This is a genomic window from Superficieibacter sp. BNK-5, from assembly GCF_047456055.1.
Lineage (GTDB): Bacteria > Pseudomonadota > Gammaproteobacteria > Enterobacterales > Enterobacteriaceae > Superficieibacter.
In genome coordinates, this window is sequence record NZ_CP179893.1 from 4,221,008 (window position 1) to 4,240,799 (window position 19,792).

A 19,792-nucleotide genomic window follows, 5' to 3' on the forward strand; every position below is an offset into this window, starting at 1 on the left:
AGCACTTAATGTTTCAACGAGTAGTAGATCTTTTCTGCCAGTCCTTGCGAAATACCCGGCACTTTTGCGATCTCTTCAACGCTTGCGTTCTGCAAACCTTGCAAGCCGCCCATGTATTTTAGCAGCATCTGTCGGCGTTTGGGTCCTACGCCTTCAATCGTCTCCAGCGAGCTGGTATTTTTCACTTTTGCGCGCTTTTTGCGATGGCCGCTAATCGCGTGATCGTGGGATTCATCGCGGATATGCTGGATCACATGCAGCGCTGGCGAGTCCGGTGGCAGGCTGAATCCCTCCCCTTCTGGCTCGAAGAACAACGTTTCCAGCCCGGCTTTACGGTCGGTCCCTTTGGCAACACCGAGCAGAATGGGATGGTGTTTATCCCATTCCACGTCCAGCTCTGAAAACACGGTCTTCGCCTGACCTAGCTGGCCTTTGCCCCCGTCGATCAGGATCACGTCGGGAATTTTGCTCTCTTCAATCGCTTTGCCGTAGCGACGACGCAGCACCTGATTCATGGCGGCGTAGTCATCACCCGGCGTAATACCGGTAATATTGTAGCGGCGGTATTCCGCCCGCAGCGGACCATTGCTGTCAAATACCACACAAGAAGCAACCGTCTGCTCGCCCATCGTATGACTGATGTCGAAGCATTCCATTCTTCTGACCTCGGGCAACTTCAGCAATGTCGCCAGCGCCACCAGCCGCTGATGCACCGTCGACTGCTGCGCCAGCTTCGTCGTCAGTGCCGTCGCCGCGTTGGTACGAGCGAGCTTCAGGTAACGGGCACGATCGCCGCGTGGCCTGGTCTGCACGTTCACGCGTCGTCCGGCAAGCGTGGTGAGCGACTCTTCCAGCAGGGTTTTATCGTTGAGATTAAAATCGAGCAGGATTTCGCCTGGCAACGTGCGCATCTGGCTCCCCTGGAGGTAAAACTGCCCAACGAATGTTTCCACCACTTCGTTCAGCTCTGTGCCTCCCGGCACTTTGGGAAAGTAACTCCGGCTACCCAGCACTTTGCCCTGACGAATAAACAACACGTGGATGCAGGCCATCCCGGCATCAAAGGAGACGCCAATGACGTCGAGATCGTCGCCATTGTTGGAGACAAACTGTTTTTCCGTAACCCGGCGCACGGCCTGGATCTGATCGCGTATGCGCCCGGCTTCTTCAAAGTCCAGATTCTGACTGGCTTTTTCCATCCGCGCGATCAACTGCGTTAACACCTGATCGTCTTTGCCTGCCAGAAACAGGCGAACGTAGTCAACCTGCTGCGCGTAATCCTCTTCGCTTACCAGTCCTTCGACGCATGGGCCGAGGCAGCGCCCAATTTGATATTGCAGGCAGGGACGCGAGCGGTTGCGATAGACGTTGTTTTCACACTGCCGGATGGGGAAAATCTTTTGCAGCAACGCCAGGGTTTCCCGTACCGCGTAACCATTCGGAAACGGGCCGAAATACTCACCTTTGGCATGCTTCGCGCCGCGATGGGTCGCCAGACGCGGATGCGTATCGCCACTCAGGAAGATAAACGGGTATGACTTATCGTCACGTAGCAGGACATTATAACGAGGCTGATAAAGCTTGATGTAATTATGCTCAAGCAGCAGCGCTTCGGTTTCCGTATGGGTGACCGTGACGTCTACCTGCGCAATCAACGCGACCAACGCTTCCGTTTTCCGTGAAGCAAGGTTGCCACGAAAATAGCTGGACAGACGTTTTTTCAGGTCTTTGGCTTTACCAACATAAATAACGGTACCACCGGCATCGTACATGCGATAGACGCCGGGTTGACTGGTTACCGTTTTCAGAAAGGCTTTTGAATCAAACACATCACTCACAGATTTGCTAACGACTCCGCATTACACAGGCCATGGCGGATTGCCAGGTGAGTCAGCTCGACATCGCCATGAATGTTCAATTTGCTAAACATTCGGTAACGATAGCTGTTCACCGTTTTAGGACTGAGATTCAGTTGTTCTGAGATCTCATTGACCTTTTGACCCTTGGTAATCATCAGCATAATCTGCAATTCCCGTTCAGACAAACTGGCGAACGGAGATTCCGTCTTTTCTGGCTTGATTTGGCTAAGCGCCATCTGCTGCGCAATATCTGAGGCGATGTAACGCTGTCCGGAGTAAACGGAACGGATCGCACTGACAACTTCCTGTGGAGCCGCGCCCTTACTCAGATAACCTGCTGCGCCGGCCTGCATGACTCTGGCGGGTAGCGGGTTTTCAGTATGAACAGTGAGCATAATGACGTTAGTGTCAGGTGCTGCACGGGCGATTTTTCGGGTCGCCTCCAGGCCACCGATGCCGGGCATATTCATATCCATCAATACGACATCAACGGAGTTAGCCCGACACCATTTGACGGCATCCTCACCACAACAGGCTTCGCCGACAACTTTTATGCCCTTAATATCTTCAAGAATGCGTCGTATCCCTGCGCGCACCAGCTCGTGATCATCAACAAGAAAAACGTTGATCAAAGGAATAATCTCCTGAAAAGGGATAACGCTAGTGACAACTTATCGGGAGTATATTAACGGTTTTTGGATGAACATTGAAATGCAAAAAAACACCGGCGATAAGATTTGGCTCGCGTTTTTCAACATTGAACGTAGTACAAGGCGTGGCGTAAGGCGGAAATGGGGTTTTGAATCTGACTTTTTTTCATCTTCGGCTTTATAACATGAAAAATACTTAACCAGATATTTAACAATAATTAACCTAATGAGAACAAAAAACAATTATAGGATACCCGCATTTAATCTTGATACTCATTTTAGTTATTCAGGATACCCACCGGCAACAGAACAAAAAACAACCACTGCATTTTTTGGCGCAGCTTGTGATATACTCCGCCGCCTTTACTTTTAACATCGCGCCAGCGCGCAGGAATCACACGAGGAAAATAAATGAGCGCACCCGATTTTTCCACTTCTGACAGTACTCAACAACTGGCTCAGGAAGTCTCTTGCCTGAAGGCGATGCTTACGTTAATGCTACAGGCGATGGGACAGGCCGATGCAGGCCGCGTAATCCTTAAAATGGAAAAACAAACCGCGCAGATCGATGATGAAAATCTGGCTGCGGTCTACGCTAATACGGTTAAGCAAATTAAACAGGCTTACCGTCAGTAGCAGGGAGACCGGCTAAGAGTAAAACTCATAGCCGGTTTTGCGTCTGGCACGCAGAACGTGAAGTCTTTCAGATCAAACCAATGGCCACGGCGTAGCAGGCAATTTGCGTTTTATTCGGCGCATTGAATTTGCGCTGCATATTCTTCTGATGGAAATTCACCGTGTTCTCCGAGATGGAGAGAATAATCGCGATCTCGGCGGAAGTCTTGCCCTCGGCGGTCCACTTCAGTATTTCCAGTTCACGCTTACTAAACCTCATCTCCGGTGAGGCGACGAGTTCATCATTCAAGCGAAGCAGTGCCTCAGTACTTAACTCAATCAACGTCCTCAGGCGCAACTCCGTTTCGTCATCGCTAACCTTCTTATTATGCGCGTGCTGATTCGCGACTGACAGGAAACCAGTGGCCCGGTTCGGTAACACGGCACACTGCGTGATCCCGCCGCGCAACCCGTGGTCACGAGCCGCATCCCAGAGATTTAGCGCCTCGCAGAACAACTCATCGTTCCAGTTCACGCAGCCATGTTGATAATTGTCCGTTTTTAATACGGGATCTATCGCAAAATAGTTCTCGGACTGATAATGCTTCAGCCAGGACGCCGGATAGGTTGCATGGAGCGATATTTTAGGCCGGGTAAAAGGCACCGGATGCCGGATACACAGCGAAAAAAAGTCATATTCAAGCCACTGAATTTGCTGTTGTAGCAGATTATAAACCTCCTCTGCCACTGCCGCCGATTGAAAACGGTACAGCATGTCCCGCCGCCACGCGAAAAAGTCATTCTCCCTCATAACTGCCAGTAATTCCCCTGCACTTCGATAATTATTATGTATACATCAAGCTAACACATAAAACTTATTTATTAATATAAAATATGCATTATACGCAAATAAAGCGTGTCCTCAGGGGAATAGAGGCCGATAAGACAAGGCCAACTCACGGTATTTTTTGATTTTTTAGGTTAGCGGAAGAGTTTTAAACGAAGCGGTAATAACCCAACATAACTTAAGTGAAATTTATATTCAAATAACTTGTGGCGCATCCATAAGGGTATGGATGCGCCAGAGCGGTATTACCGGGTGAGAAACTTTTCCAGAAACTGCTGTGTACGCGGATGTTGCGGCGTGGTGAACAGGGTCTTTGCCGGCCCCTGTTCAATGATGCGACCCTGATCCATAAAAATCGCCCGATCCGCCACGTCGCGGGCAAAGCTCATTTCATGGGTCACGATGACCATCGTGCGTTTCTCAAGCGCCAGCTGGCGGATCGTGTTCAGCACCTCGCCGACCAGTTCCGGATCCAGGGCAGACGTCGGTTCGTCAAAAAGGATCACATCCGGGCGCATTGCCAGCGCACGGGCAATCGCCACGCGCTGTTGCTGTCCGCCGGAAAGACGTTTCGGAAAGCTGTTCTCTTTCCCGTTTAATCCCACTTTTTCCAGCAGTTGACGGGCGCGTGCCGTGGCCTCCTGCTTGTCTTCGCCTTTAACGATGACCGGACCTTCAATAATATTTTCCAGCACCGTGCGATGCGGAAACAGGTTGAAGCTCTGAAAAACAAACCCGACATGCTGGCGCAGCGAGCGGATCTTCTCTTTTTGCTGGCCCAGCGGACGTGCGGTATCGATAGTGATCGTGCCGACCCGAATCGTTCCGCCTTCGGGCTGCTCCAGCAAGTTGATACTGCGTAACAGCGTGGTTTTCCCTGAGCCGCTGGGGCCAATGATAGCCACGACTTCGCCCTCTTCCACGTCGAGGTCGATACCGTGCAGCACCGTTTGCCCGTGGAATTTCTTCAGCAAATTTTTAACTTCAATGGCACTCATTTCGGATCGCGCTCCTGACGGTTTAACCGATACTCGAAGTGGTTTTGCAGGGCGGAAAGCGCGGTCGCCATCACCCAGTAAATCAACGAGGCGGCGAGGTACATGGTAAACACTTCCAGCGTGCGCGAGGTAATAAGCTGCGCCTGGCGGAACAGTTCCGGCACCTGAATGGTTGCAGCCAGCGAGGTATCTTTCACCAGACTGATAAAGCTGTTACTCAGCGGCGGCAGCGCCACGCGTGCAGCCTGCGGTAAAATAGCCCGGCGCAGCGTCTGTCCCGGCGTCATGCCGATACTGGCGGCGGCTTCCCACTGGCCTTTATCAATTGAGGAGATTGCGGCGCGCAGGGTTTCTGAGGTATAGGCGGCGGTATTTAACGACAGGCCGATCATCGCTGCCGGGATCGGATCCAGCTCAATACCAAACTGCGGCAGGCCGTAGTAGATCATAAATAGCTGGGCGATCAGCGGCGTACCGCGGAAAATGGAGATATAAAAACGCGCCAGCCAGCGTACTGGCAGCACAGGCGACATTCGCATCAGCGCCAGGATAAAGCCCAGCAGCAGGCCGAAAAACATCCCGCCAATACTCAGCTGTAAGGTAAATACCGCCCCGCGTAACAGGTAAGGGGCGGAATCAAGGACCAGTTGAAGACTCTCTTGCATTATTGTTTTTCTGCCTTAGACGTGCGGATGGTAGGCAAAGAGCGCAGGCGCACCGCCGGTGTGAATAAACAGAATCGGGCCGTCGTCCTTAAAGCGTTGACGGGTAATGCCGTCAATCAGACCCGCCATGGCTTTGCCGGTATAAACTGGATCCAGCAGAATGCCTTCCAGCTTCGCCAGCAGCTTCACCGCTTCCAGCCCTTCTTCGGTCGGCAAGCCATAGCCGGGGGCGTAATAGTCATCCCATAACTGGATCTCAGCCGTGGCGGTCAGTTCCAGGCTCTGCGCAACGGCCTGTTGCAGAGTAATAACTTTAGGTAATTGATCGGCCACTTTACGTGACACCGTCACACCAATTAAATCCGCTTCTGGCATAAGCTGTTCCAGCCCAACCGCCAGCCCGGCATGCGTTCCCGCACTCCCGGAGGCCACCACCACCGAAGAAATTGCCACCGCGCCTTCGCACTGTTGTGCAATCTCCAGCGCGCTCTCCACATAACCTAATGCACCCAGCGCGTTCGAACCGCCCACGGGAATAACATAGGGCCGAAAACCCTGCGCTTCGAGGCGGGTCGCCAGTTCGCCAAGCTGCTGGTCAGGATTGTCCAGCGCGTCGCACATTTCTATCTGCACGTCGAACAGATCCAGCAATAGACGGTTGCCGTTGGTAAGATAGTTTTCGGCCGTCGTGCCAATCGGGTTTTCCAGCAGCGCCACGCAGTGCAGACCCAGTTTCGCCGCCACCGCCGCCGTCTGGCGAACGTGGTTTGACTGGATTGCGCCAGCGGTGATTAAAGTATCCGCCCCTTCGCGCAACGCGTCGGCAGCAAGAAACTCCAGCTTGCGCAATTTGTTACCGCCGAGCGCCATCGGCGTCACGTCGTCACGCTTGATGAAAATTTCCCGACCGAGATAGTCCGAGAAACGCGGCAGGTATTCCAGCGGCGTCGGGGCGCCGATCAGTTCAAGACGGGGAAAACGCGTTAAGTTGTGCAGCGACATACAACCTCCTGACTCATTTCTTTTTATTATGCACGCTATGCGCGAGAAATAAAAAAGGCGCTGTAAATAGCGCCTTTTTCTGCCCGCAGCGGGTGTTATTTGGTCACGTCCGCGCCAAACCATTTCTCAGAAAGCGCCTTCAGGCTGCCGTCTTTCTGCATATCGGCAATGGCGCTATCCACCGCCTTCAGCAGGTCTTCGTTGCCTTTACGCACCGCGACGCCGGCTTCCTGACGGGAGAACGCATCGCCAGCAACGGCCAGCGTATCCTTGGTTTTCTTCACCAGATCCAGCGCAGCCAGACGGTCAACCAGAATGGCATCGATACGGCCGACGCGCAGATCCTGGTATTTGGTCGGATCGTCATCATAAGTACGGATGTCCACGCCTTGCACGTTCTGGCGCAGCCACTCTTCATAATTGGTACCCAGACCCACGCCGACTTTTTTGCCTTTCAGATCGGCGGCCGATTTGATGTTGCCTTCGTTGCCTTTTTTCACCAGCGCCTGAATACCCGAAACGGTGTACGGCGTGGAGAAGTCATATTTCTTTTTACGCTCGTCGGAGATGGTCACCTGGTTTATCACCACGTCGATGCGTTTGGAATCCAGCGAGGCCAGCATACCGTCCCATTTGGTCGGTTTGAGCGACGCTTTCACGCCCAGGTGCTGCGCCAGCTGTTCGGCAAATTCGACTTCAAAACCGGTCAGTTTGCCGTCATCGCCCTGAAAACTGAACGGCGGATAGGTGCCTTCCAGCCCCACCAGCAGCGTGCCGCGCTCTTTCACTTTATTCAGCAGACCTTCGTCGGCGAAGGTTTTCGCGCTCACGCCTGCCATCAATGCTACTGCCATCACGCCCATCAGCGCCTGACGACCCAGAAGTGCTAGTTTCATAATTGCCCCGACCAGAGAAAAATTGACTGTATTGTAAGGCGTTAGCGCAGGATCGCCAGCACCTTTGCGCTACAACTTATTCACTTTTAATATATATCACAAACTTCAGGGTGCGCGAGCGCCTCTCTGTCCACCGATGCGCGGTGCGACTGAAACTGGACATACTTACGCAAGGCAATTCGGTAGTTATTGGTGCTGGTGGTTGGCAACCAGGGTTCGAGGTTTTCATCGGGGAAGCCTTCATCCAGCAGCGTGCGGGATATATTCTGTTCGGTCAGATGCGTACCAAGCCGGCGCAAGCGCACCACGTATTCGCGCACGGTGCCGTGGCTCATCTCGGTGTGATCAAAAAGGTATTGTTTAAAGCCGATGATATCAAAATAGTCGCTCTGTGTTTTGCAGTGCAAATCGCCGCAGAAGCGGCACAGTGCGACCCATTTTTGTTGTTCAACCTGCCAGGTCTCGTCATCAATCAGCATATCGAGGCGGGAGATGGCTATTTTATTGACGATTTCGCCCTGCCGGACCAGCGTGATGCGGTCGAGCAGTTTGTGACAATGGGCGCAATGCGTCTGGCTGTGTTTAAAGTCTTTCAAATAGCGGCTTAAAGGCCGTCTTTTTACTTGCTGCACCGTCATGATAACTCCTGGTTGTCATTGCTTGTGCGGCACTTTTCAGGAGCGATGAATTCACCACTAACCTATAACTTACCCAGGCGGCTCCTCAGACGTTTAATCGCCTGACTGTGCAACTGGCTGACGCGCGACTCGCCGACCTCCAGGACCGCGCCGATCTCTTTGAGATTCAGCTCTTCCTGGTAGTACAGCGTCAGCACCAACTGTTCGCGTTCCGGTAAGGCTTCAATCGCCTCCATCACGCGCTGGCGCAGGTTGCTGTCCAGCAGTTGTTGCAGCGGATTTTCCCGTTGATGTTCGTCTGATACCATCTCGATACCATCGCCATGCTCCTCGTGATATTCGTCCCACGAAAAGATCTGGCTATTATTGGTATCCAGCAGCATCTGACGATAATCTTCAACCGGGATGCTGAGATGCTGCGCAACTTCGGTTTCGGTTGCGTTACGTCCCAGCCGCTGTTCCAGCTGTCCCATTGCCTGTGCCACTTCGCGCGCGTTGCGACGGACGCTGCGCGGGACCCAGTCTCGACTGCGCAATTCGTCCAGCATCGCCCCGCGAATGCGTTGCACTGCGTAAGTTGTAAATGCCGTTCCTTGCAGAGCATCGTATCGTTCAACGGCATTTAATAACCCAATGCCACCCGCCTGAATCAGATCGTCCAGTTCAACGCTCGCTGGCAAGCGCACCTGAAGGCGCAATGCTTCATGACGCACCAGAGGTACATAACGCTGCCATAGCGAGTGTTTATCCATTACACCTTCAGCGGTATAGAGTGTGTTCACGATAAACAGCCCTGCGTTAATGAGTTATCGGCATGATTATCCGTTTCTGGAGGGCTTTTAATCGGATGAATAGTGGGTGAAATGGGGGGTTATTTAGCAGTTACGGCAGATCGGAGCAGTGAAAAAACCCCGCCGAGGCGGGGTTTGGCAGGTCAGAGAGGCGATTAGCCCTGCAGCAGAGACAGGATCTGCTGTGGAACCTGGTTAGCTTTAGACAGTACGGAGTTACCAGCCTGCTGGATGATCTGCGCTTTAGACATGTTCGACACTTCGGTCGCATAGTCAGCGTCCTGAATACGGGACTGCGCTTCAGACAGGTTGGTAGTGGTGTTGTTCAGGTTGGTAACGGCGGAATCCAGACGGTTCTGCACGGCACCCAGAGAAGAACGGAATTTGTCGACCTGAGAAATCGCGTCGTCCAGCGCTTTCAGCGGGTCAGTCGTTTTGGTTTTAGCAGACAGATCGGCTGCATCGCCTTTGGTTACTGTACCGTCAGCAGCGATATTGGCTTTGAAGTAATCCGCACCGTCTTTAACGTAGTACTCACCAGTACCTTTACCTGCAGCATCCTGCGCTTCGAAAGCGTCAAGGCCGCTTAAGGTAGTACCGCCAGTAGTGGTAGTGGTGGTTTTATCGTAGGTACTTACCTGGGTCGTGAATGCTGCTGCTTCTGTAGTTCCAATGGCGGTTGCAGTAGAAGTAATTGTAGCCTTACCAGTGGTAGCATCGTAGGTCGCCGCCTGATAGCTATCATCGCTAAGTTTAACAGCGTAGTTTCCTGCACCATCGGAGTACAGTTCAGCCCCAGTCAGATCAGCAGGAGTACCAGCGGTATCGGCGAAACTTACTGCTTCCTGAGTAGTGGTCGTAGTTGGAGTACCACCGATAGAGGTAGCCTTGGTCGCTGACAGCGTGGTCGCAGCCTGGTTCGCAACGCTGAAGTTTTTCAGGTTCAGAGTAGTGGAGTCGATCTGTTTCAGGTCGATGGTGATGGTCTGACCATCGTTAGCACCAACCTGGATGTTCATTTTGTCGTTTTTAGCCAGTACGTTCACGCCGTTGAACTGAGTCTGACCGGATACGCGGTCAATTTCGTCCAGACGGGATTTGATTTCGTCCTGGATTGAAGACAGGTCAGAATCAGAGTTAGTACCGGTAGTTGCCTGAACAGTCAGTTCACGCACACGCTGTAAGTTGTTGTTGATTTCAGACAGAGCACCTTCAGTGGTCTGTGCCAGAGAGATACCGTCGTTGGCGTTACGCGCAGCCTGAGTCAGGCCTTTGATGTTAGAGGTGAAACGGTTGGCAATCGCCTGACCCGCTGCATCGTCTTTCGCGCTGTTGATACGCAGACCAGAAGACAGACGCTCGATAGAGCTGGACAGTGCAGACTGGTTTTTGTTGATGTTGTTCTGAGTGATCAGCGAGAGGCTGTTGGTATTAATGACTTGTGCCATGATTCATTTTCCTGTTTATCAAGTCTACGATTAACGTGTTGGGTTTCCACCCGTCGGCTTCGTCGCCGTCAAACCTGTTATCGTCTGGTCGCTGATAACCTTTAGACTTTTTTTTCACAGCACCGATATTTTTCCTGAACCGCGAAATACCCTTTTCTATCCCCCTTATTCCCGCCATTAAATAAACACAATTAATCGTAAACTTTGTGTCATTCAGGCCGATAACTCCGGTATTCGTTCTATATGTCGGTACATTAAGGAATTACTATGGCAAGTATTTCAACGCTGGGAGTCGGGTCGGGCCTGGATCTGAGCAGCATTCTGGACAGTCTGGAAGCAGCAGAAAAAGCAACCTTAAAGCCTATTTCGGCTCAGCAGTCCTCGTATACCGCCAAATTAAGTGCCTATGGCTCGTTAAGCAGTGCGCTGGAAAAATTCCAGACGGCGAATACCGCCCTGGGTAAAGCAGATTTGTTTACCGCAACCTCAACGACCAGCAGCAGCACGGCATTTACGGCCACGACGTCCGGTAGCGCCATTGCCGGGAAATACACGATTAAAGTCACGCAGCTTGCGCAGGCGCAGACGCTGACCAGCCAGCAAACGCAGCTCGACAGTAAATCCGCGATCGCCACCAGCGACAGCAAACTTACTATCCAGCAGGGCGGCGACAAAAAGCCGGTTACGATTGATATCAGCGCCGCGAACTCGTCATTAACCGGCATTCGTGACGCCATCAACAATGCCAAAGCGGGCGTCAGCGCCAGTATCATTAACGTGGGTGGTGGGGAGTATCGTCTGTCTATTACCTCCGACGACACTGGCGCAGATAACGCCATGAAATTAAGCGTTAGCGGTGATAGCGCGTTACAGGATTTTTTAGGCTATGACGGTACTGACAGTACCAAAGGCATGGAAGAGAGCGTTACCGCCCAGGATGCTGAACTGTATGTCAACAACGTCAAAATTACCAACAGCAGCAACACCATCAGTAACGCGCTGGAAGACATCACGCTGAATCTGAGCGACGTGACCACCGGCAACCAGACCTTAACCATCACCAAAGATACCTCAAAAGCAGAGACAGCGATTAAAGACTGGGTAACGGCCTATAACACTCTTCAGGATACCTTCAGCAGCCTGACTAAATATACGGCGGTGGACGCTGGCGCTGACAGTCAGGACACCAGCAACGGCGCCTTACTCGGCGACTCCACCCTGCGGACGATTCAGACGCAGTTAAAAGGTCTGCTGACCAATACTTCCGGTTCAACCTCTATTAAAACGCTGGCGCAAATTGGCATCACGTCCGACCCGAGTACCGGGCAGTTAGAACTGGATGAAGACAAAATGAAAACCGCGCTGCAAACCGATCCGTCTGGTGTGAAAGATATGGTTGTTGGCGATGGTAAAAAAACGGGGGTTACTACTGTCATGGGCAGCAATCTGACCAGTTGGCTGTCCAAAACCGGCATTATCCAGGCCGCTAAAGACGGCGTGAGTAAAACCCTGAACCATCTGACCGAGCAGTATAACGCCGCCAGCACGCGTATCGATTCACTGGTCACCCGTTATAAAGCCCAGTTCACCCAGCTCGATATTCTGATGAACTCATTAAATTCAACCAGCAGCTATCTGACTCAACAATTTGAGTCTACTGATAGCAGCAAAAGCTAATTAATGCAGGAGACGTCATGTACGGCGCAAAAGGCACGCAAACCTACGCAAAAATTGGAGTGGAAAGCGCAGTGATGAGCGCAAGCCAGCAGCAGCTGGTGACTATGCTGTTTGACGGCGCGCTGAGCGCATTAGTGCGCGCGCGCCTGTTTATGCAGGACAACAATCTGGAAGGAAAAGGACTGTCTCTTTCGAAAGCGATTAACATCATCGAAAACGGCCTGAAAGTGGGCCTTGATGAGGAGAGTCGTGACGAGTTAACGCAAAACCTGCTGTCGCTCTATGCCTATATGGTAAGACGCCTGCTGCAAGCGAATCTTCGCAATGACGTTAACGCTGTCGAGGAGGTTGAAGGTCTGCTGCGCAACATCGCAGAAGCCTGGAAGGAATCGTTACTTATGCCTAATTTGATTCAGGATCCTGTCTAATGAACCACGCACCGCAACTGTATACCTCGTACCAGCAGCTGCTTGAACAAAGTAACGTCATGCTGCGCCTTGCCACCGAAGGATTGTGGGAGGAATTAATCGCTACAGAAATGGATTACGTCAGTGCGGTGCAAAAACTCGCGCAGCTTACGCAACAGGTTGCCCCTTCTGCCGTAACGCAGGAACAGCTTCGCCCCCTGCTACGGCTGATTTTGAATAACGAAAGTGAAGTAAAACGGCTGCTGCAAATCAGAATGGATGAACTGGCAAAACTGGTGGGTCAGTCCTCTATTCAAAAATCTGTTCTCACCGCCTATTCTAAACAGGGCGGGCACGTGCTGGTTCCGCAGGATAATCTCGACACCAGCCATTAAGTTTGCTTATCACCTGTCGCACGGCGCGAGAAAAATAATCTGACTCGTGCCAGGCGCTTTTCAACCGTATATCCCATACTTGTGACACCTGGTTACATGGAGATTACGTATGCGCAACCCCACGTTGTTGCAATGCTTTCACTGGTATTACCCTGACGGCGGCAAACTTTGGCCTGAGATAGAAGAGCGCGCTGCCACGCTCAACGATATTGGTATCAATATGATTTGGTTGCCCCCGGCCTATAAAGCCGCGTCGGGCGGGTATTCGGTCGGTTATGATACCTACGATATGTTCGATTTGGGCGAGTTCGATCAAAAAGGGTCGGTTGCGACAAAATATGGCGACAAGCAGCAGTTGCTGTCCGCCATTAATGCATTGCGGCAGAACGATATCGCCGTCTTACTGGATGTCGTGGTGAATCACAAAATGGGGGCCGATGAAAAGGAGCACGTTCAGGTTCAGCGGGTAAACGAACAGGATCGTACACAGATTGATGATGAGATCATCGAGTGTGAAGCCTGGACGCGTTACACCTTTCCGGCACGTGAGGGCAAATATTCGCAGTTCGTCTGGGATTACAAATGCTTCAGCGGGATCGATCATATCGAGAATCCGGATGAAGACGGCATTTTTAAAATCGTTAATGACTATACCGGCGACGGCTGGAACGACCAGGTGGATGACGAGCTGGGCAACTTCGATTATCTGATGGGTGAAAATATCGATTTTCGCAACCATGCGGTGACCGAGGAGATTAAGTACTGGGCGCGCTGGGTGATGGATGAGACGCAGTGTGACGGTTTTCGTCTGGACGCGGTGAAACATATTCCGGCGTGGTTCTATAAAGAGTGGATCGATCACGTGCAGGAAGTGGCACCGAAACCGCTGTTCATCGTGGCGGAATACTGGTCGCATGAAGTTGAAAAACTTCAGCAGTATATCGATCAGGTCGAAGGCAAAACCATGCTTTTCGACGCCCCGTTGCACATGAAATTCCACGAGGCGTCACTTCAGGGTCGCGATTACGACATGACGCAGATCTTCACCGGGACATTAGTGGAAGCCGATCCGTTCCATGCGGTAACGCTGGTGGCAAACCACGATACCCAGCCGCTTCAGGCGCTGGAAGCCCCGGTCGAAGCCTGGTTTAAGCCGCTGGCCTACGCGTTGATCCTGCTACGGGAAAACGGTGTACCGTCGGTGTTCTATCCGGATCTGTTTGGTGCCAGCTATGAAGATACCGGCGGCGACGGCAACACGTATCAGATTGAGATGCCGATTATCGAACAGCTGAGCGAACTGATTATGGCCCGCCAGCGCTTCGCCCACGGTATTCAGACGTTGTATTTTGACCATCCGAACTGCATCGCGTTTAGCCGTAGTGGCACCGACGAAGCGGCAGGCTGCGTGGTGGTGATGTCCAACGGCGATGATGGCGAAAAAACCATTGAACTTGGCGAAAATTACGGTAACAAACGCTGGTGTGATTTCCTCGGCAACCGCGAGGAAGTGGTCGAGACTGACGACCAGGGTACGGCGACGTTCCTGTGCAACGGCGGCAGCGTCAGCGTATGGGTGCTGGAAGACGTGCTGTAGGGGACTTACCATCCTCACCCCAGCCCTCTCGCTGAGGGAGAGGGAGCGGCGCGGCGATGTCTTCAGGTACTGAGGATCATATGCCGCCCCGGTTCATCCTGACTCAGGCCCGTTAATCACCAGCGCCACCGTATTTTTCTTAACGTAGGCCCGGTAAGCGCAGCGCCACCGGGCATGTCAGTAGCCCAAAGCGTCCATAGTGTGGTTGTGATGCCGGATGGCGGCTTCGCCTTATCCGGCCTACAGGTTATCCAGCCTGGGCGTCGCCCCGTAGGCCCGGTAAGCGCCAGCGCCACCGGGCATTTCAGCCGGCCGGGCTGAATCCACCTATAGTCACGTTGGGTGACTCATCCTCAACGGTAAACCCGGTTTTTCTTCTCTTTCGGTTTAACGCTTTCGACTTTCCCCGCCGCAGGCTTTGTCACTACCGGTTGAGCCGACAGCGGATTTTTTGCCAGATAATCCGCGCATTCCTGCGTCGGGCGGTCGACACGATGCAGTGTCATGCCGGCATACTCCAGCTCTGCCCCGCTACGCTCCAGGTTATAAACCTCAAGTTTATTCGTGACGTTGTAATAATCATCTGACCGCTTCATCAATTTACCCGGCAGCGCAATCACGCGTTGCCACTGGCGGCAGTCAAGGGTATCGCCCTCACGCGTCACAATCAGGCTGGCTATCGCTTCCGGGCTGACCAGTTTGGTCTGCGGGCCGCTTGACTGCCAGTACCCCACCAGATCGCCAGGCGCAGGCGTTTTCACCACGTCCTCATAGTTATCGACCTGAGCACAGCCTGTCAGGGCCAGCAGCAGGCCGGCAAACGCTACTTTTTTCATCATCTATCCTGCAACGAACAAAAAAAACATTGTGGCATTAAAGCCCTGAGCCTGCCAGCCATTCCCCACGCGCGTTATAAATTGATCTCATCGACATTTTGTCTTTTTTCCATTAGTCATATTTATCATTTCGCGTAATATCCCCTCTTCTCCAGCACCCTCTCATCGTGCGTATTACATCCTTCTGAGTTCAGAGGCAATATTAATGACCTGGCAACACTTCAAACAGGCTTACCTGATTAAATTCTGGGCACCTGCTCCCGCCGTTATCGCAGCGGGTATTCTCTCCACCTATTATTTTGGTATTACCGGCACCTTCTGGGCCGTGACCGGCGAATTTACCCGCTGGGGCGGACAGTTACTCCAGTTGGCCGGGGTTCACGCCGAGGAATGGGGATATTACAAACTTATTTATCTTGACGGTTCGCCCTTAACCCGCATCGACGGGATGATGATTATCGGCATGTTTGGCGGCTGTTTTGCGGCGGCGCTGTGGGCCAATAACGTTAAATTGCGTCTCCCACGTAGCCGGATCCGTATTTTCCAGGCCATTGCAGGCGGCATTATTGCCGGCTTCGGCGCGCGTCTGGCAATGGGCTGTAATCTTGCCGCGTTCTTTACTGGTATTCCACAGTTCTCCCTGCACGCCTGGTTCTTCGCGCTTGCCACAGCATTAGGATCGTGGTTTGGCGCCCGCTTCACCCTTCTGCCGATCTTCCGTATTCCGGTTAAGATGCAAAAAGTCTCCGCCGCGTCGCCATTGACGCAAAAACCGGAACAGGCGCGCCGCCGTTTCCGTCTCGGGATGCTGGTCTTTGTCGGCATGCTGGGCTGGGCACTCCTGACGGCAATGAATCAGCCGAAGCTGGGGCTGGCGATGCTATTTGGCGTAGGCTTTGGTTTACTGATCGAACGCGCACAAATCTGTTTTACCTCAGCGTTCCGCGATATGTGGATCACCGGACGCACCCATATGGCGAAGGCCATCATCTTCGGTATGGCGGTGAGCGCCATCGGCATCTTCAGCTATGTGCAACTGGGCGTTGCGCCGAAAATCATGTGGGCCGGTCCGAACGCGGTACTTGGCGGCCTGCTGTTTGGCTTTGGCATTGTACTGGCGGGCGGCTGTGAAACCGGCTGGATGTACCGCGCGGTGGAGGGCCAGGTTCACTACTGGTGGGTCGGGCTGGGTAACGTTATCGGCTCTACGATCCTCGCGTATTACTGGGACGATCTCGCCCCGACGCTGGCTACCAACTGGGATAAGGTGAATTTACTGAATACCTTTGGACCGCTCGGCGGTCTGTTGATGACCTATGCCATGCTGTTTATCGCGCTGATGTTAATTATCGGCTGGGAGAAACATTTCTTCCGCCGTAAAACGCTTCCCGTTACCGATGTTAAGGAGATGGCATGAAAACGATTGTTCCGGATTACCGTCTTGATATGGTCGGCGAGCCTTGCCCTTATCCGGCGGTGGCTACCCTGGAAGCGCTGCCGCAATTAAAAAAAGGTGAGATCCTGGAAGTGGTCAGCGATTGTCCCCAGTCCATCAATAACATTCCGCTTGATGCGCGCAATCATGGCTATACGGTGCTGGATATTCAGCAGGATGGCCCAACGATTCGTTATTTGATTCAGAAGTAAGCAAGCTGGCCGGGGAAATCACCCCGGCCATGGCAATATTAGAAGCTCTTTTTCTCCGGTGATTCGGCGCTGGTGATTTGCAAAAGTAAAACGATCGGTTTACTTTTAAAGGTATGCGAAAAAGAGACGACATCCTTCAGGCCGCTGAGCGGCTGTTCTATGAAAACGGGTTTCATACCACCAGCACTGACCAACTCTGTCAGGAAGCGAAGGTATCTACCCGCACCTTTTACCGTTACTTTCCTTCCCGGGAAATCTTAACTGAAGCGGTGATGGCGGCACGCCAGCAGCGTTTTTTTGAGGGGTTGCATGCTCCCGGCCATCCGCAGGCGATTAGCCAGTTATTCTTACTGCTTGAGCAGTGGATGCACGAGTACGGCGCGTCCGGATGTTTCTTTATAAAAGCCTGGGGAGAATATGCCCGCGAGGATATGCGGCTGTCCGCGCTGGCGCTGGATTTTCGCTACGCGCTGCGTCGCTATATCGCCGAGTGCCTTGGCAGCAGCGACGCGGCGTTAGCGGATACCATCTGGATACTGTTTGAAGGGGCGATTACCTCGGCATTGATTACCGGTCCTGAAGCCGCTTTCCGCGCAGGTGAGGCCGCCTTGTTCCTCCTGGCGCACGGCAAGGTGAAAATATGAAATCATCCCTGCCGCTGGCCATCACTGGCTTTGCCCTGATCGCCGTCACCTACGGACTGGCGCGTTTTTCGTGGGGATTGATGCTGCCTGCGGTTAACCACGACATTCCTTTGAGCGCATCACAAGCGGGGACGATAGCCGCTTCCAGCTTTGCTGCCTACTGTATTGCGGTTGTGGGCGCGTCGCCACTGAGCTCGCGGTATGGTTCCCGGTTGTCCGCTATCATCACGGCGCTTTGCGCGGCGGCAGGATTACTGCTGATGGCGATGGCCACCTCTCCTGCCCTGTTGGGCGTCGGCGTGTTCATTGCCGGCTTAAGCCCCGGTCTGGCATCTCCATCGCTGGCGGATGCAGTGAGTCTGCGAGTGGCTGAGCATCGCCAGCCCCAGGTCAATACGTTGATTAATGCGGGCACCAGCGCGGGTATTATTCTGTCGGTACCGATCTTATTCTTTATGCCTGGCGGCTGGCGTGCCGCCTGCGTCGTCTTTGCACTGATTGCGCTGGCCTGCCTGCCGCTGATAGTACGCGATCTTCCCGCAGAAAAACGATCACACGTCCGCAACGGTGCGCGTTTACTGACCCCTGCCATAAAGCGTCTGGCGGTTATTGCGTTTATCAGCGGTTTTGCCAGCGCGGCGTGGTGGAGTTTTGGTCCGCAGATCCTGCAACAGCAACTGCATGTAGGAAGCAAGATGACCAGCATGTTATGGCTGACTGGAGGCGGCGCGGGAATTCTGGGGGTATTTACCGGCCCCTTAATTAACCGGCTGGGATTAAACGTCGTTTACCGGGTTGCGCTGTTTTTTATGGTGATCACATTGCTGATCCTGACGTTCAGTCATGGGTTTAATGACGGGTTATATATCGCCGTGTCGCTGGCAGGCGTGGGCTATATCACGCTCTCCGGCGTGCTGCTGGTAAGTGGCGCAGCCATCAATCCAGACGCTGCTGCCACCAACGTTGGCATCGCCTTTTTTATGCTGGCGGCGGGGCAAGCTGTCGGCGCGCTTATTTTCGGCAGCCTGTATGCCAGCATGGGAACCGCGCTTTCGCTCAGTCTTTATGCCGCTATAGGCACCGTGTTGCTGTTTTTTGCACCTCCTGCACGACATGATTAATCTCTACTATTACGCGTCCACCGCAAACGGATCGTTACCCGCATCGTCATTCCAGACGTACTCCATTCGTCGGGCAATATCCTGCGCCTGTTCAAGGCCACGGTAATCAGCCACCACCTGCAACGCCATGTCGATACCCGCACTAATGCCGGATGAGGTGTAAAATTTGCCGTCCCTGACCCAGCGGGCGCTGGGCTGCCAGTGAACACGGTTGTTCAGTGACGTGACCCACGTAAAAGCACGTTTATTGCTGGTGGCGTGAATCCCGTCGAGCAACGGGGTGCAGGCCAGCAGCGCAGAACCGGTACACACCGTCATACATAATGCCGCGGCGTCCACCTGCGACTGCAGCCAGGAAAGATAATCGGCATCCTGTGACAGCGAACGGGTGCCTTGCCCACCGGGGATCAGGATGGCCTCAGAAGGGCTAATAACAGCCTGTTCCGTTTTCACCACCACGCGCTGTGAACTGGTCACCTCGCCGCCGTGGCGGGAGATAAAATGTAGCTGGCAGCCGGGTAAGCAGCCAAAGACTTCAACCGGCCCCATCGCATCCAGAGTTTCAAAATCATCGAACAGAAGTACAGAAACGGTCTTCAGATCCATATTCACCTCATACAGATGGATGACCCCAGCGGGGAGTCTTCACACCATAAGTCAAGGCGTCAGGAAGTACAAAACGTGTTTCTTCTTACACCCCCATCGCCATAATATCCTGATACGCCGCAATCAGCTTATTGCGCACCTGAATGCCCATTTGCAGCGACACGGAGGATTTTTGCAGATCGGTCATCACGTCATTCAGCGCCACGCCCGGCTCGCCCAGCGAAAATTTCTCAGCCTGCACACGGGCGGCATTCTGCGTATCGCTGATCCGGTCAATGGCAGCGTGAAGCTGCCCGGCAAAGCCGACGGTTGGCTCATTTTGCACGCTCTGATTACGCGCGATGCTGGCGGTCGCCTGTAGTGTGCTGAGCACCCCTTCAATACCCTGAACGGCCATTATTTACCCCTGGTGAAATTCAACGCGGTGAGATTACCAGTTTGTCAATGGGATAA

The 19,792-nt window shown here is 53.1% G+C and carries 21 protein-coding genes and 1 pseudogene; 9 read left to right on the plus strand and 13 right to left on the minus strand.

From position 1 onward, the window contains the following. Window positions 1-5: 5 nt before the first annotated feature. Together uvrC and uvrY are read right to left on the minus strand one after the other, a co-directional pair. Window positions 6-1,838, minus strand: a complete 1,833-nt coding sequence (uvrC, locus tag ACMGGS_RS20275) for an excinuclease ABC subunit UvrC (RefSeq protein ID WP_414164113.1) — start codon at window positions 1,836-1,838, stop codon at window positions 6-8. Continuing rightward, complete coding sequence (uvrY, locus tag ACMGGS_RS20280; protein WP_414164114.1) at window positions 1,835-2,491, minus strand: UvrY/SirA/GacA family response regulator transcription factor; 657 nt, start codon at window positions 2,489-2,491, stop codon at window positions 1,835-1,837. The genes uvrC and uvrY overlap by 4 nt, the downstream gene beginning before the upstream one ends. Before the next feature lie 429 nt (window positions 2,492-2,920). On the opposite strand from uvrY, the gene ACMGGS_RS20285 reads away from it, so the two are divergent. Further along, window positions 2,921-3,145 carry a DUF2594 family protein gene (locus ACMGGS_RS20285; protein WP_414164115.1) on the plus strand — a complete coding sequence of 75 codons (225 nt, stop codon included), beginning with the start codon at window positions 2,921-2,923 and terminating at the stop codon, window positions 3,143-3,145. Between the two features lie 67 nt (window positions 3,146-3,212). Here the strand turns inward: ACMGGS_RS20285 and sdiA are convergent, their stop codons facing one another. The 8 genes from sdiA to ACMGGS_RS20325 form a co-directional block, all read right to left on the minus strand. Then, entirely contained in the window at window positions 3,213-3,935 is a 723-nt protein-coding gene (sdiA, locus tag ACMGGS_RS20290) for a transcriptional regulator SdiA (RefSeq protein ID WP_414164116.1), read from the minus strand. A gap of 281 nt (window positions 3,936-4,216) precedes the next feature. Further along, entirely contained in the window at window positions 4,217-4,969 is a 753-nt protein-coding gene (gene tcyN, locus ACMGGS_RS20295) for an L-cystine ABC transporter ATP-binding protein TcyN (RefSeq protein WP_414164117.1), read from the minus strand. After that, on the minus strand, window positions 4,966-5,634 hold the full coding sequence (gene tcyL, locus ACMGGS_RS20300; protein WP_414164118.1) for a cystine ABC transporter permease: 669 nt from the start codon (window positions 5,632-5,634) through the stop codon (window positions 4,966-4,968). The genes tcyN and tcyL overlap by 4 nt, the downstream gene beginning before the upstream one ends. 15 nt (window positions 5,635-5,649) lie before the next feature. Further along, window positions 5,650-6,636 carry a D-cysteine desulfhydrase gene (gene dcyD, locus ACMGGS_RS20305; protein WP_414164119.1) on the minus strand — a complete coding sequence of 329 codons (987 nt, stop codon included), beginning with the start codon at window positions 6,634-6,636 and terminating at the stop codon, window positions 5,650-5,652. Between the two features lie 95 nt (window positions 6,637-6,731). After that, window positions 6,732-7,532, minus strand: a complete 801-nt coding sequence (gene tcyJ, locus ACMGGS_RS20310; protein ID WP_176918948.1) for a cystine ABC transporter substrate-binding protein — start codon at window positions 7,530-7,532, stop codon at window positions 6,732-6,734. Between the two features lie 86 nt (window positions 7,533-7,618). Beyond that, window positions 7,619-8,170, minus strand: coding sequence for a flagella biosynthesis regulatory protein FliZ (gene fliZ, locus ACMGGS_RS20315; RefSeq protein ID WP_414164120.1), 552 nt, complete (start codon window positions 8,168-8,170; stop codon window positions 7,619-7,621). 62 nt (window positions 8,171-8,232) lie between these two features. After that, window positions 8,233-8,952 (minus strand): RNA polymerase sigma factor FliA, encoded by a 720-nt coding sequence (locus ACMGGS_RS20320; RefSeq protein WP_414164121.1) that lies wholly within the window; start codon window positions 8,950-8,952, stop codon window positions 8,233-8,235. Window positions 8,953-9,116: 164 nt separating this feature from the next. After that, entirely contained in the window at window positions 9,117-10,409 is a 1,293-nt protein-coding gene (locus ACMGGS_RS20325) for a FliC/FljB family flagellin (RefSeq protein ID WP_414164122.1), read from the minus strand. 267 nt (window positions 10,410-10,676) lie between these two features. Between ACMGGS_RS20325 and fliD the strand changes: the two genes are divergently transcribed. The 4 genes from fliD (at window position 10,677) to amyA (ending at window position 14,485) form a co-directional block, all read left to right on the plus strand. After that, window positions 10,677-12,086, plus strand: a complete 1,410-nt coding sequence (gene fliD, locus ACMGGS_RS20330; protein ID WP_414164123.1) for a flagellar filament capping protein FliD — start codon at window positions 10,677-10,679, stop codon at window positions 12,084-12,086. A 17-nt stretch (window positions 12,087-12,103) separates the two neighbouring features. Further along, the gene (gene fliS / locus ACMGGS_RS20335) at window positions 12,104-12,514 is read left to right on the plus strand and encodes a flagellar export chaperone FliS (RefSeq protein WP_414164124.1); all 411 of its coding nucleotides are present in this window, start codon (window positions 12,104-12,106) and stop codon (window positions 12,512-12,514) included. Beyond that, complete coding sequence (gene fliT / locus ACMGGS_RS20340; RefSeq protein ID WP_414164125.1) at window positions 12,514-12,888, plus strand: flagella biosynthesis regulatory protein FliT; 375 nt, start codon at window positions 12,514-12,516, stop codon at window positions 12,886-12,888. The genes fliS and fliT overlap by 1 nt, the downstream gene beginning before the upstream one ends. A 109-nt stretch (window positions 12,889-12,997) precedes the next feature. Then, on the plus strand, window positions 12,998-14,485 hold the full coding sequence (gene amyA / locus ACMGGS_RS20345) for an alpha-amylase (RefSeq protein WP_414164126.1): 1,488 nt from the start codon (window positions 12,998-13,000) through the stop codon (window positions 14,483-14,485). Window positions 14,486-14,925: 440 nt separating this feature from the next. On the opposite strand, the pseudogene yedD reads toward amyA, so the two are convergent. Next, a pseudogene (gene yedD, locus ACMGGS_RS20350) lies at window positions 14,926-15,321 on the minus strand (lipoprotein YedD); the annotation flags it as partial. A 205-nt stretch (window positions 15,322-15,526) separates the two neighbouring features. On the opposite strand from yedD, the gene yedE reads away from it, so the two are divergent. The 4 genes from yedE (at window position 15,527) to ACMGGS_RS20370 (ending at window position 18,733) form a co-directional block, all read left to right on the plus strand. After that, a complete protein-coding gene (yedE, locus tag ACMGGS_RS20355; RefSeq protein WP_414164127.1) occupies window positions 15,527-16,738 on the plus strand; it encodes a selenium metabolism membrane protein YedE/FdhT in 1,212 nt (403 codons plus the stop codon). Next, window positions 16,735-16,968, plus strand: coding sequence for a sulfurtransferase-like selenium metabolism protein YedF (gene yedF, locus ACMGGS_RS20360; protein WP_103674052.1), 234 nt, complete (start codon window positions 16,735-16,737; stop codon window positions 16,966-16,968). The genes yedE and yedF overlap by 4 nt, the downstream gene beginning before the upstream one ends. A gap of 113 nt (window positions 16,969-17,081) precedes the next feature. After that, window positions 17,082-17,612, plus strand: a complete 531-nt coding sequence (locus ACMGGS_RS20365) for a TetR/AcrR family transcriptional regulator (RefSeq protein ID WP_414164128.1) — start codon at window positions 17,082-17,084, stop codon at window positions 17,610-17,612. Further along, window positions 17,609-18,733 (plus strand): MFS transporter, encoded by a 1,125-nt coding sequence (locus tag ACMGGS_RS20370; protein ID WP_414164129.1) that lies wholly within the window; start codon window positions 17,609-17,611, stop codon window positions 18,731-18,733. The genes ACMGGS_RS20365 and ACMGGS_RS20370 overlap by 4 nt, the downstream gene beginning before the upstream one ends. Before the next feature lie 9 nt (window positions 18,734-18,742). Here ACMGGS_RS20370 and ACMGGS_RS20375 read toward each other — a convergent pair whose 3' ends face one another. Both ACMGGS_RS20375 and fliE read right to left on the minus strand, forming a co-directional pair. Then, the gene (locus ACMGGS_RS20375) at window positions 18,743-19,339 is read right to left on the minus strand and encodes a DJ-1/PfpI family protein (protein WP_414164130.1); all 597 of its coding nucleotides are present in this window, start codon (window positions 19,337-19,339) and stop codon (window positions 18,743-18,745) included. Between the two features lie 85 nt (window positions 19,340-19,424). Beyond that, window positions 19,425-19,739 carry a flagellar hook-basal body complex protein FliE gene (fliE, locus tag ACMGGS_RS20380; protein WP_194206831.1) on the minus strand — a complete coding sequence of 105 codons (315 nt, stop codon included), beginning with the start codon at window positions 19,737-19,739 and terminating at the stop codon, window positions 19,425-19,427. Between the last annotated feature and the right edge of the window lie 53 nt (window positions 19,740-19,792).